The organism is Chlorobaculum parvum NCIB 8327, assembly GCF_000020505.1.
GTDB lineage: Bacteria > Bacteroidota > Chlorobiia > Chlorobiales > Chlorobiaceae > Chlorobaculum > Chlorobaculum parvum_A.
The window spans coordinates 747,437-760,744 of the sequence record NC_011027.1 but is presented as its reverse complement, the minus strand read 5'-3'; the positions used below and the strand labels follow the sequence as shown (position 1 = coordinate 760,744).

At 55.0% G+C, this 13,308-nt stretch carries 13 protein-coding genes and 1 tRNA gene; 5 read left to right on the top strand and 9 right to left on the bottom strand.

Annotated elements, in window-relative coordinates; genetic code table 11:
* Nucleotides 1–2: 2 nt before the first annotated feature.
* Nucleotides 3–524: a deoxycytidylate deaminase gene (locus CPAR_RS03645; RefSeq protein WP_012501962.1), complete on the bottom strand. Its 522-nt coding sequence runs from the start codon at nt 522–524 to the stop codon at nt 3–5.
* A gap of 129 nt (nt 525–653) precedes the next feature.
* Here CPAR_RS03645 and CPAR_RS03640 point away from each other — a divergent pair, with 129 nt between their 5' ends.
* Both CPAR_RS03640 and CPAR_RS03635 read left to right on the top strand, forming a co-directional pair.
* Nucleotides 654–2,276: an NFACT RNA binding domain-containing protein gene (locus CPAR_RS03640; protein ID WP_012501961.1), complete on the top strand. Its 1,623-nt coding sequence runs from the start codon at nt 654–656 to the stop codon at nt 2,274–2,276.
* Nucleotides 2,277–2,449: 173 nt separating this feature from the next.
* Complete coding sequence (locus CPAR_RS03635) at nt 2,450–2,818, top strand: acyl-CoA thioesterase (RefSeq protein WP_012501960.1); 369 nt, start codon at nt 2,450–2,452, stop codon at nt 2,816–2,818.
* Between the two features lie 20 nt (nt 2,819–2,838).
* Here the strand turns inward: CPAR_RS03635 and CPAR_RS03630 are convergent, their stop codons facing one another.
* Nucleotides 2,839–4,161, bottom strand: a complete 1,323-nt coding sequence (locus tag CPAR_RS03630; protein WP_012501959.1) for an LptF/LptG family permease — start codon at nt 4,159–4,161, stop codon at nt 2,839–2,841.
* A gap of 272 nt (nt 4,162–4,433) precedes the next feature.
* On the opposite strand from CPAR_RS03630, the gene CPAR_RS03625 reads away from it, so the two are divergent.
* Nucleotides 4,434–5,090 (top strand): hypothetical protein, encoded by a 657-nt coding sequence (locus tag CPAR_RS03625; RefSeq protein WP_012501958.1) that lies wholly within the window; start codon nt 4,434–4,436, stop codon nt 5,088–5,090.
* 44 nt (nt 5,091–5,134) lie between these two features.
* Here CPAR_RS03625 and CPAR_RS03620 read toward each other — a convergent pair whose 3' ends face one another.
* From CPAR_RS03620 to secG, 3 genes are all read right to left on the bottom strand, one after another.
* On the bottom strand, nt 5,135–6,598 hold the full coding sequence (locus tag CPAR_RS03620; RefSeq protein WP_012501957.1) for an RNB domain-containing ribonuclease: 1,464 nt from the start codon (nt 6,596–6,598) through the stop codon (nt 5,135–5,137).
* A 280-nt stretch (nt 6,599–6,878) separates the two neighbouring features.
* Nucleotides 6,879–6,954 (bottom strand) — tRNA-Lys (locus CPAR_RS03615).
* Between the two features lie 6 nt (nt 6,955–6,960).
* Nucleotides 6,961–7,335, bottom strand: a complete 375-nt coding sequence (gene secG / locus CPAR_RS03610) for a preprotein translocase subunit SecG (protein WP_012501956.1) — start codon at nt 7,333–7,335, stop codon at nt 6,961–6,963.
* An 87-nt stretch (nt 7,336–7,422) separates the two neighbouring features.
* Here secG and CPAR_RS03605 point away from each other — a divergent pair, with 87 nt between their 5' ends.
* Complete coding sequence (locus CPAR_RS03605; RefSeq protein ID WP_012501955.1) at nt 7,423–7,674, top strand: DUF2905 domain-containing protein; 252 nt, start codon at nt 7,423–7,425, stop codon at nt 7,672–7,674.
* A 27-nt stretch (nt 7,675–7,701) separates the two neighbouring features.
* Nucleotides 7,702–8,286: an imidazoleglycerol-phosphate dehydratase HisB gene (hisB, locus tag CPAR_RS03600; protein ID WP_012501954.1), complete on the top strand. Its 585-nt coding sequence runs from the start codon at nt 7,702–7,704 to the stop codon at nt 8,284–8,286.
* Nucleotides 8,287–8,360: 74 nt separating this feature from the next.
* Here the strand turns inward: hisB and rny are convergent, their stop codons facing one another.
* The 4 genes from rny to pheT all read right to left on the bottom strand — a co-directional run bounded on the left by rny (nt 8,361) and on the right by pheT (nt 13,261).
* On the bottom strand, nt 8,361–9,935 hold the full coding sequence (rny, locus tag CPAR_RS03595) for a ribonuclease Y (protein WP_012501953.1): 1,575 nt from the start codon (nt 9,933–9,935) through the stop codon (nt 8,361–8,363).
* A 306-nt stretch (nt 9,936–10,241) separates the two neighbouring features.
* Nucleotides 10,242–10,505, bottom strand: coding sequence for a cell division protein ZapA (locus CPAR_RS03590; RefSeq protein ID WP_041466256.1), 264 nt, complete (start codon nt 10,503–10,505; stop codon nt 10,242–10,244).
* 5 nt (nt 10,506–10,510) lie between these two features.
* On the bottom strand, nt 10,511–10,816 hold the full coding sequence (locus tag CPAR_RS03585; protein ID WP_012501951.1) for a hypothetical protein: 306 nt from the start codon (nt 10,814–10,816) through the stop codon (nt 10,511–10,513).
* Nucleotides 10,817–10,828: 12 nt separating this feature from the next.
* Nucleotides 10,829–13,261, bottom strand: coding sequence for a phenylalanine--tRNA ligase subunit beta (gene pheT / locus CPAR_RS03580; RefSeq protein WP_012501950.1), 2,433 nt, complete (start codon nt 13,259–13,261; stop codon nt 10,829–10,831).
* Nucleotides 13,262–13,308: the final 47 nt, after the last annotated feature.

Sequence of the window (13,308 nt, the reverse complement as noted above, 5' to 3'; positions counted from 1 at the left end):
CTTCAGCAGTTTTCGGCGTGCACCTGCACCAGCTTGATACCCGACAGGCGCAACAGCTCGGCGATGTGCTCGATCTTGTAGGGCTTGTCGTAATAAATGGTTTTGATGCCCACGTTAATGAGCACCTTCAGGCAGTGGATGCAGGGGCTGGCGGTGATGTAAATATCGGCATCTTTTATCGATACACCGTGCTTGGCGGCCTGTGCGATGGCGTTGATTTCGGCGTGAATCGTGTTGACGCAGTTCTCCTCGACGGTGCCGTCGGGATGGGTACTGCGGTAGATTTTGCAGTTGGTCTCGTTGCAGTGCGGCAGTCCGGAAGGCGCGCCGTTGTAGCCGGTCGAGAGGATGTTGTTGTCGCGCACGATCACCGCACCGATGTGCCCCCGCGTGCAGGTCGCCCGGCGTGAAATGAGGTGCGCTACGCACATGAAATATTCGTGCCACCCGAGCCGCGCCTGCTCACCAGCGCCATTTTCGCCTCGCGAACTGCAACCACAACCGCTTTTGCTTTCTTCCTGCATAGTTATCTTCTTTTTAGATTGTTTCAGGAAAATAGAGTAAAGAAAGCGGCTGCGCAATATTTTTGAACGGCTGAGCCTTCTCCCTCATCTTCTTGCTTGGCAACAATTTGCGAGATCGATTTTTCAGACATGCTCAGAAGTTATTTCACCCTCTACCATATCGCCGACGAGCTGCATGAACGGCTGGCAGGCGGCTACCTGTTCGAGATTCACTCGCAGCAGAAAAACGAGGTCATGCTGGCCTTCGTCACCCCGGACGGCCGACACGAGCAGCTCGTCGTCACGGTGCGCTCGCCGCACTTTTCGCTGCACATGCAGGAAGGGCTGAACCGCAAACGCCGCAACACAGCCGGGCTCATGAAGGAGGTGTATGAGCGGCAGGTCACAGGCGTAGCGATCTCGCCCGCCGACCGGCAGATCAGCTTTGAGCTGGACGATGGCCACGCCATCGTGCTGCGCATGTTCAGCGCCGAAACCAACGTGCTGCTGGTGCGCGACGGCAAGATCGTCGAGACCTTCAAGGAGGGACGGAAACTGGAAAATACACCGTTTGAGGAGACAAGCGCTGACATACCGTACTTCAGAGCGCTGGAAACTCTCGCCAACGATCCAGAACTGTTTGTGCGAAAACTAAAAGAGGCAGGAGAGGACGAACCACTCGACCGGCGATTGCTGACAGCGCTGCCAGGCTTTGATCGCAAGCTGGTGCGGCGACTGCTCGACGTGGCGGAAAGCAAAGAGCCGGAGCAGCTCCATCGGACTTTCGTCGCGCTCTTTTACGACCTGACCTCCCCTGCTCCGTGCGTCATCGAACGCCTCGGCGAGCCGCCGCGCTTCTCGCTGTTTGAGCCGCTCGACGACGGGCCATTCACGCCCTTCGAGAGCGTGCTCGACGCGATCAACCACTACAGCCGCAAAATGTACCGCCACCTGCGCCAGCAGGAAAAGGTGACCTCAGTGAAACGGGAGCTGAGCGCAAAAATCGGCAAGATCGAAAAAGAGCTGGCCTCGGCCGACAAGCACGATCCGGAAGAGCTTGCGCAACAGTACGAAACCTACGGCCACCTGCTGACCGGCGCAATCGGAACCGCGGAGCCTTCCGGCGACTCGATCACGGTGCCGAACCTCTTTGACCCCGGCTCGTCTGACGTGACGATTCCGCTCAAGCCACGCATCAACCTTCAGGAAAACGCCGCCTGGTACTTCACGCAGGCGACGAAAAATCGCAAACGCATCCAAGCCAACAAGCTCCGCCACGCCGAACTCAACAGGGAGCTCGACGATCTGCGGCAGAAACTCCAAGCGCTTGACCACGCTACCGGTTCGCCGGAAAGCCTGCGAAGGCTGCTTGAAACCTCCGGCAGCAAATCCGACAAGGACCAGCACCGGAAGCAGGAAAAAAAGCACCCGTTCCGCGCCATTCCGCTTGGCCCCAACATCAACCTCTACATCGGCAAAAGCGCCGCGAACAACGAAAAGCTCACCTTCGGCTTCGCCAAACCCAACGACATCTGGCTCCACGCCCGCGGAGCCTCCGGCTCGCACTGCGTGCTCAAAGGCGCAGGCATGCACAACCTGTCAGAAATTCAACGCGCCGCCGAAATCGCCGCTTGGCACTCCTCGGCCAAACACTCCGAACTGGTCCCGGTGATGTACACCGAAAAGAAGTATGTCAAAAAAGACCGCAAAAGTCCCGGCAGCGTCATTCTCGAGCGCGAAAAGGTCGTGATGGTGAAGCCGATGAAGGAGTGAAAAATAGTTGGCAACTGATCGTTGATGGTTGAAAATGTAGGGGGATCCCTTGCGGTTGCCTGGAACCGCGCAAGCACGGAACTTTGTACTTGAAAATCTACATTGTTCCTGTTACCACAGTAAACCCAGGACGACCGGGTGGCCGCACTTAAAAAATTCTTATCAATACACTTATGGAAACGCACAAGCTCGTCATGCCGGAACACCTGAACCATTACGGGTTCCTGTTCGGCGGAAATCTGCTCAAATGGATCGACGAGGTCAGCTATATCGCCGTTACGCTCGACTACCCCGGCTGCAACTTCGTGACGGTCGGCATGGACAATATCAAGTTCAAGAAAAGCATCCGGCAGGGCACGATCCTTTGTTTCGAATCGAAGAAAAACCACGTCGGCACAACTTCAGTCGAGTATGTTGTGGATGTCACCCGCGAAGAGATCGCCACTGGCGAGAAGGAGCTGGTGTTCACGACGCGGATCACCTTCGTGAGCGTGGATGAAAACGGCAATAAGCGCGCCATCAAGACAGCAACCTTGCGTTGACCGTCAAGCTAACCCCGCGGTCAGCGCGCGGATGCGTTGACCGAATGGCTCAGGCGGTAAAGCATGAAGAGCCCGGCGCAGGTCAGAATCGCATTGGGTAGCCAGACGCTGACCGCCGGTGATAGCAGCCCCTGATCGGCAATCTTTTCACCACCAATCATCAGCACCCAGTAAAGCACAAAAAAGAAGAGCGACAAGGCCGCGCCCGCACCAAATCCGCCTCGACGGGCCATTACACCGAGGGGTGCGCCAACCATCGCGAACACGAGGCAGGCAAACGCCAGCGAGTACTTTTTGTGGTACTCGATCATGTATTTGCGGTAGTCTTCTCGATGCTGCTGCATTTGTTTAAGCTGAACATTCAGGCCGCCGAGCATCGCATCCACGGCTTCGGTAGCCCGGCCAGGCACGACTGGCGGCAGCACCGCAGGCTCTGATCCGGAGCTGTCATGACTGCTCCGAATCCTTTCAACCGCAGCTTTCAGCTCATCTACCCCCTTGACCGCCGAGCGCTCTGCCGCATCTCCCTTCTGCCGAAACTCCTGCGCTACGGCCAGCAGATCAGACGCTGAAAGCTCCTTACCACCACGGCGGCGGCCTTCGTCCGAACGTTCGAAATCGTAACCGGTCGCGTCGAACACATAGCGGTTCTTCGAAAACGACATGGTGCGGTAACGATCCATTGCAGGCAGCCGAAGCTCGTGAATCTGCCCATCTTCAAGCGTCAGCACAAGGTGAGTATTGTCGGGCGTGAACTCGATTTTGCCCCTGGCGGCCAGAATGACCGTGCGCACATCGGGCTGGGCGCGATCGTAAAGCACAATGTCACGAAGCTCGCCGGTTTTGTTATCAACATCACGCGCCATGATGGAGTAGCCCTTGATCATATCCGAAAAGGCGTTCTTGTCGAGCCCCAGCGCCGGTTTCAGGCGGGTGATATCGGCAAAAAGCGCGTTGGCCCGATAGTTGGCTTCGGGCATCAGCACATTGTTGTACCGCTCCATCATCAGCGAAAGAGCGAGTGCGGCCAGCAGCACCGGCGCAACGAGTCGATAGATCGAAATGCCACCTGCGCGCATCACGGTCAGCTCGGAGCTGTTGGTCAGCACGCCGAACGCCATCACGGTGGTCACCAGCACGGCCATCGGCACGGCAAACCCGACCATCCATGCCGACTGCAACAGCACCACCTCGGCGATGATACCGAAATCAAGTCCCTTGCCGATCAGCCGTTCCAGAAACTTGGTCACGAACGACAGAATGAACACCGACATGATGGTGACAAACGCAAAAAAGAAGGTGCCGAGATGCGTCTTGAGAATGTATCGATCGAATATTTTCATCAAAAATCGTTTACGCTGCAAATCGAGCCACGTGCAGCAATATACGGCGCAAGGCTGTGTCTGCAATATCGGTCGCCTCAGAGACCCTCCCCAATACCCTATTCAGCGCTCTCAAGTTCAGACAAATGTAGCAACATCGAAATAATGGTAGACAATACGTAAAATCACCCCTGCACGTTTCAACTATACCTTGAGATTTCGTCAACCTTGGCTACCTTTCAATGGATCATAGTATTGACATCAATTGAACACAAGGAAACCCTGGAGGAATCATGGCAGCATTTGATTTTGGGCAGAAAGTCGATCCTGCGCTTTTCGGGCAGCTCATTGAGAATGGCTATGAGGTCAACACCTCGGATTACGTGCAGAAAGGTTGGGAAATGTTTAAGGAGCACGTCGGCGAATTCGTCGGCTTCACCCTGCTCGTCTTTGCGATATCACTTGCCAGTGCGAAACTGGAAGCGCTCGGCTCACTGCTCTTTTCAGCTCTCGCCGCGCCGCTCTATGCCGGCTACAGTATCGCCGCGTTCAGGCTCATAAACGGCCAGTCGCTCCAGTTCAGCGACTTTTTCAGAGGCTTCAACTACTTCCTGCCGCTTTTTCTTGCCGGACTGGCAAGCGGCATCATTGTCTCGGTCGGGTTCATGCTGCTCATCATTCCCGGCATCTATCTTGCTATCGGCTACATGTTGACCACCTTTCTCATCATCGATCACCGGATGGAGTTCTGGCAGGCGATGGAAACCAGCAGAAAGATCATCACGAAAAACTGGTTCGCCTTTTTCGTCTTTGCCCTTGTGCTCGCACTCATCAATGTGCTTGGTATCCTTGCCCTCGGCGTCGGCCTCCTGATCAGCGCACCGGTAACCTCCTGCGCGGCCGCGATTGCGTACAAGGAGATCGTCGGGTTACATTCTTCAGAGTGGTAAGCTGTCTTTTGACAACCGGTTATGCGAATGACCATGACCGGTTGTCATATCCTTTCAAAATCAATGAACCCCTGTTCGACATCGGCCAAAACAAGCTTTACCTTGATCTTTTTACCAACGCTGACTTTCCCGTAAGTTCTGACCAGACGCCCCTCGGCTGGCGGCGTCAGGATCCTCACCCACGTGCCCCGCTCCGAATGACCGGAGACAACAGCGTCGAAGTGCTGACCGATCATGGTTCCCAGAAGTAACGCGGCTTCAGACTTGCGTACGCGACGCTCCACCTTGCGGGCCGCATCCTCCTGGCGGGTGCAATGAACCGCCAACTCTTCAAGCTCGTCAACGCCATACGGGGACGGGCAGTTGGCCAGAAAAGCCTTGGTCATTCTCAGGGTAATCAGATCGGGATAGCGTCTGTTCGGTGCCGTCGAGTGAGTGTAATCGCGCTCGGCAAGGCCAAAGTGCCCGATGGGTTTCTGCCCCGGAAATTCCACGACGTACTCTCCTGCTCCCATAAGCTTGATGATGGTGAGCGAAAGGTCAGGGAAACGCAATGGATCGGCCTTGTGCCTCACGGCTAGGAATTTTTCGAGCGCTTTTCCGTCGGGCTCACCGGGCAGCGAATAGCCGTACTCCTTGGCCACCTCCACAATGCGCTTCCATCGCTCAGGCGACTTTACCACCCGACGAATCGACGCAACACCCTTTTCAGCAAGAAAATCGGCGGTGCAGGCGTTGGTGGCAATCATGAACTCCTCGATCAGTTGTCGCGCCCGGTTCTTCTCCTGCTGAGTGATGCCAACAACGCGATCCCCTTCGAACACGGCGCGAGGCTGAAAGGTCTCGAATTCCAGAGAACCTTTCGCATGCCGTTGCAACCGTAATTTTTGCGCCACAGCATCCTGACGGCGCAACTGCTCATCCATCCCCGGAACGGCCTTTGCAGCCGCAGGCAGCTCGTCTTTACCATCGATCCAAGCCGAGACAGAATCATACGCGAGTTGAGCCTTGTTCCTCACCCATGCGCGCTCGACCGTCGAGTTGATCAACTCGCCATCAGGGCCGATTTTCATGATGGTGACGATGGCCAGCCGGTTCTGATCGGGATTGAGGGAGGTCAGGTCGGTGGAAAGACGCAAGGGCAGCATCGGAAAGACTTTAGCTGACGTATAGACGGAGGTGGTATTTGTCCGTGCGTGGCCATCGATCGGCGAGCCTTTTTTCACCAGCGTATCGACGTCAGCGATAGCCACATAAATGATGGTGGAGGAATCATCCAGCACCTCACAGGCGGTAATCTGGTCCAGATCACGCGAGTCGTCGTTGTCAATCGAACACCAGAGCAACGAGGTCAAATCAAGAATCTCCGAACCATACCCCTCTGTGGGCCCATGCATCGAGCCCAACTGCTGCTTTGCCTGGGGCGAAAAATCGGGATCCAACCCGTTAACCAGCATGGCATCAACAGCGATATTGACGATATCGGCTTTCGTGAATGTTTTGCTCATAGCGCTCCTCGAATACTTACCTCTTTGATGTACACGGCAGCCCGTAAAACAGAAAGATTTGTTCCGGGAGAATACAGGTTTACCGCGGAAACAGCCTACCATTTCAAGGTACACAAATCCCTACGTTTTCGGTGATTAGATAACATCACCGCACGCCAGAGCCGATGACCTTGCCAAAAGAACGGCACAACCAGTCATACATTAAAATGCCTCGCCCACTCTTGCGCCCATAAACGAAAAAAGCCTCACAGACGTTGATCTGTGAGGCTTTGCGACAGTATGGTGCACTCGCAAGGACTCGAACCTTGAACCCACTGATTAAGAGTCAGTTGCTCTACCAATTGAGCTACGAGTGCAGAAGTTTATTGTGCCGGTTCTGTTGGCTGCTGATCCGGAGACGGGAGATTGCCGGTTGCCGGAAGTTCCTGCGGGAGGTTGTTAACGGGGAGAGATGCCGGAACGTCCTTCTGCAGAATGCTGTTCCCGTTACCAGCCTGGTGACGGGCCGGAAGGGTGAACTGGGCGATAAACGAAAGAACCATAACGGCTCCGGCCAAAACAGCCGTAACCTTGCTCAGGAAGTCACCGGTACGCCTGACGCCAAGCGTCTGCACGGTACCCAAGCTTGCAATACCACCGGTAAGACCGCTGCCCGACTTGGGGCTTTGCAGCAGAACCGACACGATCAGCAGGATCGCGGCGATCAGAGCAAGGATGACGATCAATCCGTTGAGCATGTCAGGCCACTTCTGTAAATTCCGAAATTCTCTTTTGCTATCGTATCTTACGATAGTGAGGGCATAATTTAGCAACTTTTGAACAATATGCAAGACCCGTTTTCAGCTATGGGCAAAATGCTCTTTTTTGTCGGAGCTTCGATCGCAGCTCTCGGCTTACTGCTCATGCTGGCCCAGAAATCGGGCGGGAACGGTTGGTTCGGATGGTTCGGAAACCTCCCTCTCGACATTAACATTCAGAAGGAGAATTTCCGTTTCTACTTCCCCATCGGCAGCTCGATTGTACTCTCGATCATCCTGAGCCTGGTCTTCGGCCTCATCACCAAGTTCTTCAGATAATTTCTTTTCATTACAGATTCAGCATCCATGACGCAGCGCATCGCTTCACACTCCCGCAAAACCGCAGAAACCGATATTACGGCCACGGTCAACCTCGACGGCACCGGCACTTCGGCCATAGAAACCGGCGTGGTGTTTCTCGACCACATGCTCACCAGCTTCAGCCGTCACTCGGGCATCGACGTGCAGCTCAGGTGCAGCGGCGACCTCGACGTTGATGACCACCACACGGTGGAAGACGTGGCTCTGGTGCTCGGCAAAGCCATTGAGGAAGCGCTTGGAGACAAAAAAGGCATCGAACGATACGGTTGGGCGATCATTCCGATGGACGAGGCGCTGGCGCGCTGCTCGATCGATCTGGGTGGGCGAAGCTACTGCGTTTTCAAGGCGGAGTTCAGGCGACCGGTCATTCAGGGGCTCTCGACTGAAATGGTGGAACACTTCTTCATCTCGCTCTCCCGAACGATGAACGCCAACCTGCACCTGGCGATCCTTGAAGGTCAGAACACGCATCACCTGATCGAGGCGCTCTTCAAATCGCTCGCCTACGCGATGAAACAGGCAGTCAGAGTCAGCGGCACGAGGATTCCCTCGACCAAGGAGTCGCTATAAAATAGCGCCACGGCGACAAACGAAAAAAGGCGGGAGAACATCCCGCCTTTTGATTTTCAGCCAGTAGCAATCGTTTACTTCGCGAAGGCAACCGAGCGTTTTTCGCGAAGAATGGTCACCTTGATCTGGCCAGGATACTGTGCTTCGGACTCGATCTTGTTGGCGATGTCGTGCGCGAGCACATCGGCCTGCGAGTCGCTGACGTTGTCACCTTCGACAATCACCCGGATCTCGCGACCAGCCTGCAAAGCGTAGGTCTTGATGACGCCGGGGAAGCCTTTGGCGATCTCTTCAAGGCTTTCGAGGCGCTTGACGTTGCCTTCGGCGGTCACGGCTCCACGCGCACCAGGGCGGGAGAGCGAAATAACGTTGGCGGCATCGACCAGATCGGCGATGGGCGACTCTTTACCGACTTCACCATGATGAGCGCCAATCGCATTGAGCACCACCGGCGACTCGTTGAATTTCCTGAGGAACTCCATTCCTGCCAGCGCATGCGGCAGCTCGGTTTCGGGAAGCACAAGACCGATGTCGTGCAACAGGCCGGCACGCTTGGCCTGCTTGGCGTCGAGCTTCAGCTCGGCGGCCATGAGCCCCGCCAGCATAGCGACTTCGCGGCTGTGAAGGAGCAGATTCTGGCCATAAACCGTGTGGAATTTCATCTTGCCGATCAGGGCAACAAGTTCGGCCGGCATGTTGGGAATCTGCAGCGACGAGAGCACCTCTTCGCCGGAAGACATGATGACGTCGTCGATCTCTTTCTTGGCGTCCTGATAGGCCTTCTCGATCGCGACCGGATGGATGATGCCGTCGACGAGCAGCTTCTGCAGGGTCAGCTTGGCCATTTCGCGACGCAGCGGATCGAAGCAAGAAAGAATAACCACTTCCGGAGTATCGTCAACAATGATGTCAACGCCGGTTGCATTCTCAAAGGCCTTGATGTTACGCCCTTCGCGACCGATGATACGACCTTTGAGCTCGTCGCTCTGGATGTGCACCACCGAAAGAGCGTTCTCGGTAGCCTGCTCGAAAGAGATGCGCTGAATGGCCGTCAGCAGAATCTTTTCGGCAGCCCGGTCAGCTTTCTGCGTAGCCTCTTCGTGAATCTGGTGAATGGTTTCGGTCGCCTCTTCCCTGGCCTTCGAAACCATGTTGTCAATCAGCATCTGACGGGCCTCTTCGGCAGTCAGGTTCGAAATGCTTTCGAGGCGCTGGTTCTGTTCGAAGATGATCTTTTCAAGCTCCTCGGAGCGGCCCTGCACCGTTTCAGTCAGGTGTTTCAGCTCGGCTTTCTGCTCCTGAAGTTTCTTTTCAGTTTCACGCACATCCCGCTGCTGGTTGTTCAGCGACGACTCTTTCTGGCGAATCTGCTTCTGCATCTGAGCGAACTTGTTGTTCTTGATCGTCACCTCGCTATCGAACTCGCGCTTGCGCTTTTTCCACTCCTGGTTGACTTCGTTGACCTTCAGATCCTTGTATTCATTGGCCTCTTTCTGGGCCTCCTGAACAACCTGCACGGCACGCTCCTCAGCTTCGAGAACTTTAGTAGTACCGATACGCTCAAGAAAGAACCGGCCGATGTAGAAACCGACCGCAAAAAAGATCACGGATGCCGCAATAATGAGAAACAGATTTATTACGATCCCCATTAAAAAAACCTCCTTTTAACCGGCCAGAGAGGGCCGATCCTTCAAAATTGAACAAAAAAAACCCGCACCCTAAGAGATGTGTAAGATTCAAGAACCCGTAAATCACGGTGGGCGTCTCCTTCAGATTTTTTGCTTCCAATGTGTCGCTTCGAAAAGCGCCAATGCCTGTGGCTTGTCGCCTTTTAGCATCAAGGCCTGCAATCAAAAAGAAGAGTTTGGACTCCCTGTTCTAAAGTGTTAGTTCTTTTACTTACAAAACACCTCTTGTCGTGGTGCGGATATTTCGTCTACTTTCAATGTAACGCTTTAGTGCAAATTCTGCTCGATAAATTCATTCACCCGAGCCATTTTCTGCCTGAGCTGCGACAGCTCTTCTTCAAGTTCATTCTTTTTTTCAGCAAACTGAATCGCTGCCAGTACGGCCAGCTTTTTAGGCTCCAGATCGGGAGCTTTCGCAGCGAAGCGCCTCATGACGCCATCGACATCACCGGCAGCTTTGCCGGTCAGTTCACTGTTCTCTACCCTTAAAGGATAGTTGTCGCCGTAAACATTGACAGTTATCTTTTCCATGGACATCAAAATCCGGCTTTCTCGCCTCTCAGTTCTCTTTCGATCTTCTGCAGAACCAGAACCAGTTTCTGTTTGATCTGGAGCATTCCGGCGTAGGACAAGCCGTCACCAGCCCCGCCCTGCACCTCGGCCGACGGGCCTTCAGTTCCCGGCAGCTTGAATGATCGCAATATGTTCTGAAGACTCGAAACCTCAGCTTTCAATAACTCGTTTTCTTTCCTGCACTCCGTCAACTGCTCGACAAGCCTCGCAACGTTCTCTTCGAGACCAGCCAGCAGGTCATGACCATTATGCTCATCTATTGCATCCATGGCTGAAATGGCTCAAACTTGCCTGATTTCCGCACCAAGTTCACTCTTGGCATTGTCACTCACTTTCTGAACAACAGCGTTGATCGTTTCCTCGTTCATCGTTCCTGTTCTGTCGGCAAGCTCAAGCGAAATCGCTACACTGCGTTCGGCCTGCCCATGGCCTCCGGACTCGCCGCGGTCAAACACATCGAAGATGCGCACGGACCTGACCAGCGGATCGCTCTCTGTTGCCAGATCGACCAGGCGCTGTGCCGGAATATGTCGGGGAAGAGCAAATGACAGGTCTCTTTCGACGACAGGAAACTTCGACGGCGGTTCATAAACCACGCCGGACTCGAAGCAGCGCTCCAGTACGGAAACATCGATTTCAGCAAGAAAAACATCCTGATCGAGATCAAAGGCGGCGAGCACTTCTTTGCTGACCTGCTGAACCGTTCCGGCTTTCAGAGCCGGGCTGTTTCCGTTTTCGGCCGATGTGATTTCAATACCAATCGTGTTGGCATTATAAATATTAAGTGCTGATTTATCAAGTAAATTCAGCTTCTCAAGCAACATCTCGACCACACCCCGGAGATCGTAAAAATCGACCTCTTCGCCGGAATGGTTCCAGCTTCGTGGCTCTCGACGCCCGGTGATGACCATCGAGAGCAGCTCGCGTTCACGATACTTTGCAAGTGGTCCGGAACCACTGCGCTCGGCTTCCGGCAGCATCTCGAATCCGTGTGCAACCTCGAACAGGCGAAGGTCGCGATTGCCGTGACGGATGTTGTGGCCGACGATCCTGAGCAGTGAAGGAGCAAGGCAGGGTCGAAGCACTTCGAGCTCTTCGCTGATCGGATTCAGGGCACTGACCGGCTGGTCACTGAAACAACTCGCTTCAGCTTTTCTGATAAGCGGATTGGTGAGCACCTCCCTGAAGTTGAGGCCGATCATGATATTGCGCAGGTAATCGGGGAAATACTCGGGGATCTTGCGCGAAACCGGATAGCTGGAAACCATCGCGGACGAAGGTTCGAGGTTGTTATAACCATACAGGCGTGCGACCTCTTCGATGAGATCGATCTCCTGTTCGATGTCCACCCGGTGCGAGGGCACTGCAAAAGCGATCTGGTCGGCATCGTTCGACACGGCGCCCTGCGAAACCGCCTTGATGCAGATTTTTTCGAGCAGACGCATCATTTCGGAAGCGGTAATCGAGCTGCCGAGCACCGCGTTGGCGCGCTTCGGGCGAAGATTGACGATCTTCTGGGTCGAAGGCATGCTACCCCACGCCTCAGCGGTTTCAACCTTGCCGCCGGCGATTTCAAGAATCATCGCAATGGCGTATTCGGCCACTCGCTTGACGTTGCACGGATCAATACCCCGCTCGTAACGGTATGAGGAGTCGGTAGAGAGCTGGAGGAGCTTGGCGGTCTTCCGGATCGAGGCAGGGTTGAAATAGGCCGCTTCGAGCAGAATATCGGTGGTCTTTTCGGTCACAGCCGAATAAAGGCCGCCCATAACGCCGCCGACGGCCACAGGCTCCCGGGAATCGCAGATAGCCGCCATGCCGGGCTGCAACTTATACTCCTCCTGATTCAGCGCCATGAAGGAGCTTTCAGCATCGCTGCGCACCACGATACGGCTTCCGGCAAGGCGGTGCATATCAAAAGCATGCAGCGGCTGGCCGAACGAGTGGAGAATGTAGTTGGTAATGTCAACAATGTTGTTTTTCGGACGCAGACCAATCTGTTCGAGACGCCGGGCAAGCCAGCGGGGAGAAGGCCCAACGGTCACACCCCGGATAACGGTTGCTGAATAGTAGGGACAGGCGTCCTCGTCCTGCACCTCCACCAGTCCACCGCCACGGGTGAACTCAATCACCGGCGCCTGGGGAAAGACGATCTCGTGGCAATCGGCCAACTCGCGGGCCACACCAAGATGCGACAGAGCATCGGAACGGTTCGGCGTCACGGCTATGTCGAGCACCGTGTCGGTTTCGAGATAGTCGGCAAGCGGCTTACCCACCTCGCACGCCTCGTCAAGCACCATCACGCCGTCGTGGTCGTCCGACAGGCCAAGCTCGTCAGCCGCGCAGATCATGCCGAACGAACGTTCGCCGCGAATCTTTGCCGGTTTGATGGTGAAGCTCTCGTCACCTGATGTCAGCACCGCTCCGATCGTCGCCACCGGAACGACCATTCCCTCTTCGACGTTAGGTGCGCCGCAGACAATCTGCTGAAGCTCGGGCTCTCCGGTATCGACCATGCAGATGCGAAGACGGTCAGCGTTGGGATGCTGCCGCACCTCGGCCACCTTTCCGACAATCACCTTCGGATCGGGCAGCTTCTGCTCGAAAACCTCCTCGACCTCCAGGCCGAGATAGGTCAGTCGATCGACAAGTTCGGAAGTATCGGATGAAAACGAGGGAATGAACTCTTTGAGCCAGTTGACGGAGATTTTCATGGGCCGGTTATTACAGTCAGTGCGTTCATAAACGGGAATCCCTGAAC

Coding starts and splice junctions, on each gene's coding strand:
- secG (WP_012501956.1), bottom strand. CDS start 7,335: ATGCTCAACGGATTGATCGTCATCCTTGCTCTGATCGCCGCGATCCTG.
- CPAR_RS03605 (WP_012501955.1), top strand. CDS start 7,423: ATGCAAGACCCGTTTTCAGCTATGGGCAAAATGCTCTTTTTTGTCGGA.
- CPAR_RS03645 (WP_012501962.1), bottom strand. CDS start 524: ATGCAGGAAGAAAGCAAAAGCGGTTGTGGTTGCAGTTCGCGAGGCGAA.
- CPAR_RS03625 (WP_012501958.1), top strand. CDS start 4,434: ATGGCAGCATTTGATTTTGGGCAGAAAGTCGATCCTGCGCTTTTCGGG.
- CPAR_RS03620 (WP_012501957.1), bottom strand. CDS start 6,598: ATGAGCAAAACATTCACGAAAGCCGATATCGTCAATATCGCTGTTGAT.
- CPAR_RS03630 (WP_012501959.1), bottom strand. CDS start 4,161: ATGAAAATATTCGATCGATACATTCTCAAGACGCATCTCGGCACCTTC.
- CPAR_RS03640 (WP_012501961.1), top strand. CDS start 654: ATGCTCAGAAGTTATTTCACCCTCTACCATATCGCCGACGAGCTGCAT.
- CPAR_RS03590 (WP_041466256.1), bottom strand. CDS start 10,505: ATGGAAAAGATAACTGTCAATGTTTACGGCGACAACTATCCTTTAAGG.
- rny (WP_012501953.1), bottom strand. CDS start 9,935: ATGGGGATCGTAATAAATCTGTTTCTCATTATTGCGGCATCCGTGATC.
- CPAR_RS03635 (WP_012501960.1), top strand. CDS start 2,450: ATGGAAACGCACAAGCTCGTCATGCCGGAACACCTGAACCATTACGGG.
- hisB (WP_012501954.1), top strand. CDS start 7,702: ATGACGCAGCGCATCGCTTCACACTCCCGCAAAACCGCAGAAACCGAT.
- pheT (WP_012501950.1), bottom strand. CDS start 13,261: ATGAAAATCTCCGTCAACTGGCTCAAAGAGTTCATTCCCTCGTTTTCA.
- CPAR_RS03585 (WP_012501951.1), bottom strand. CDS start 10,816: ATGGATGCAATAGATGAGCATAATGGTCATGACCTGCTGGCTGGTCTC.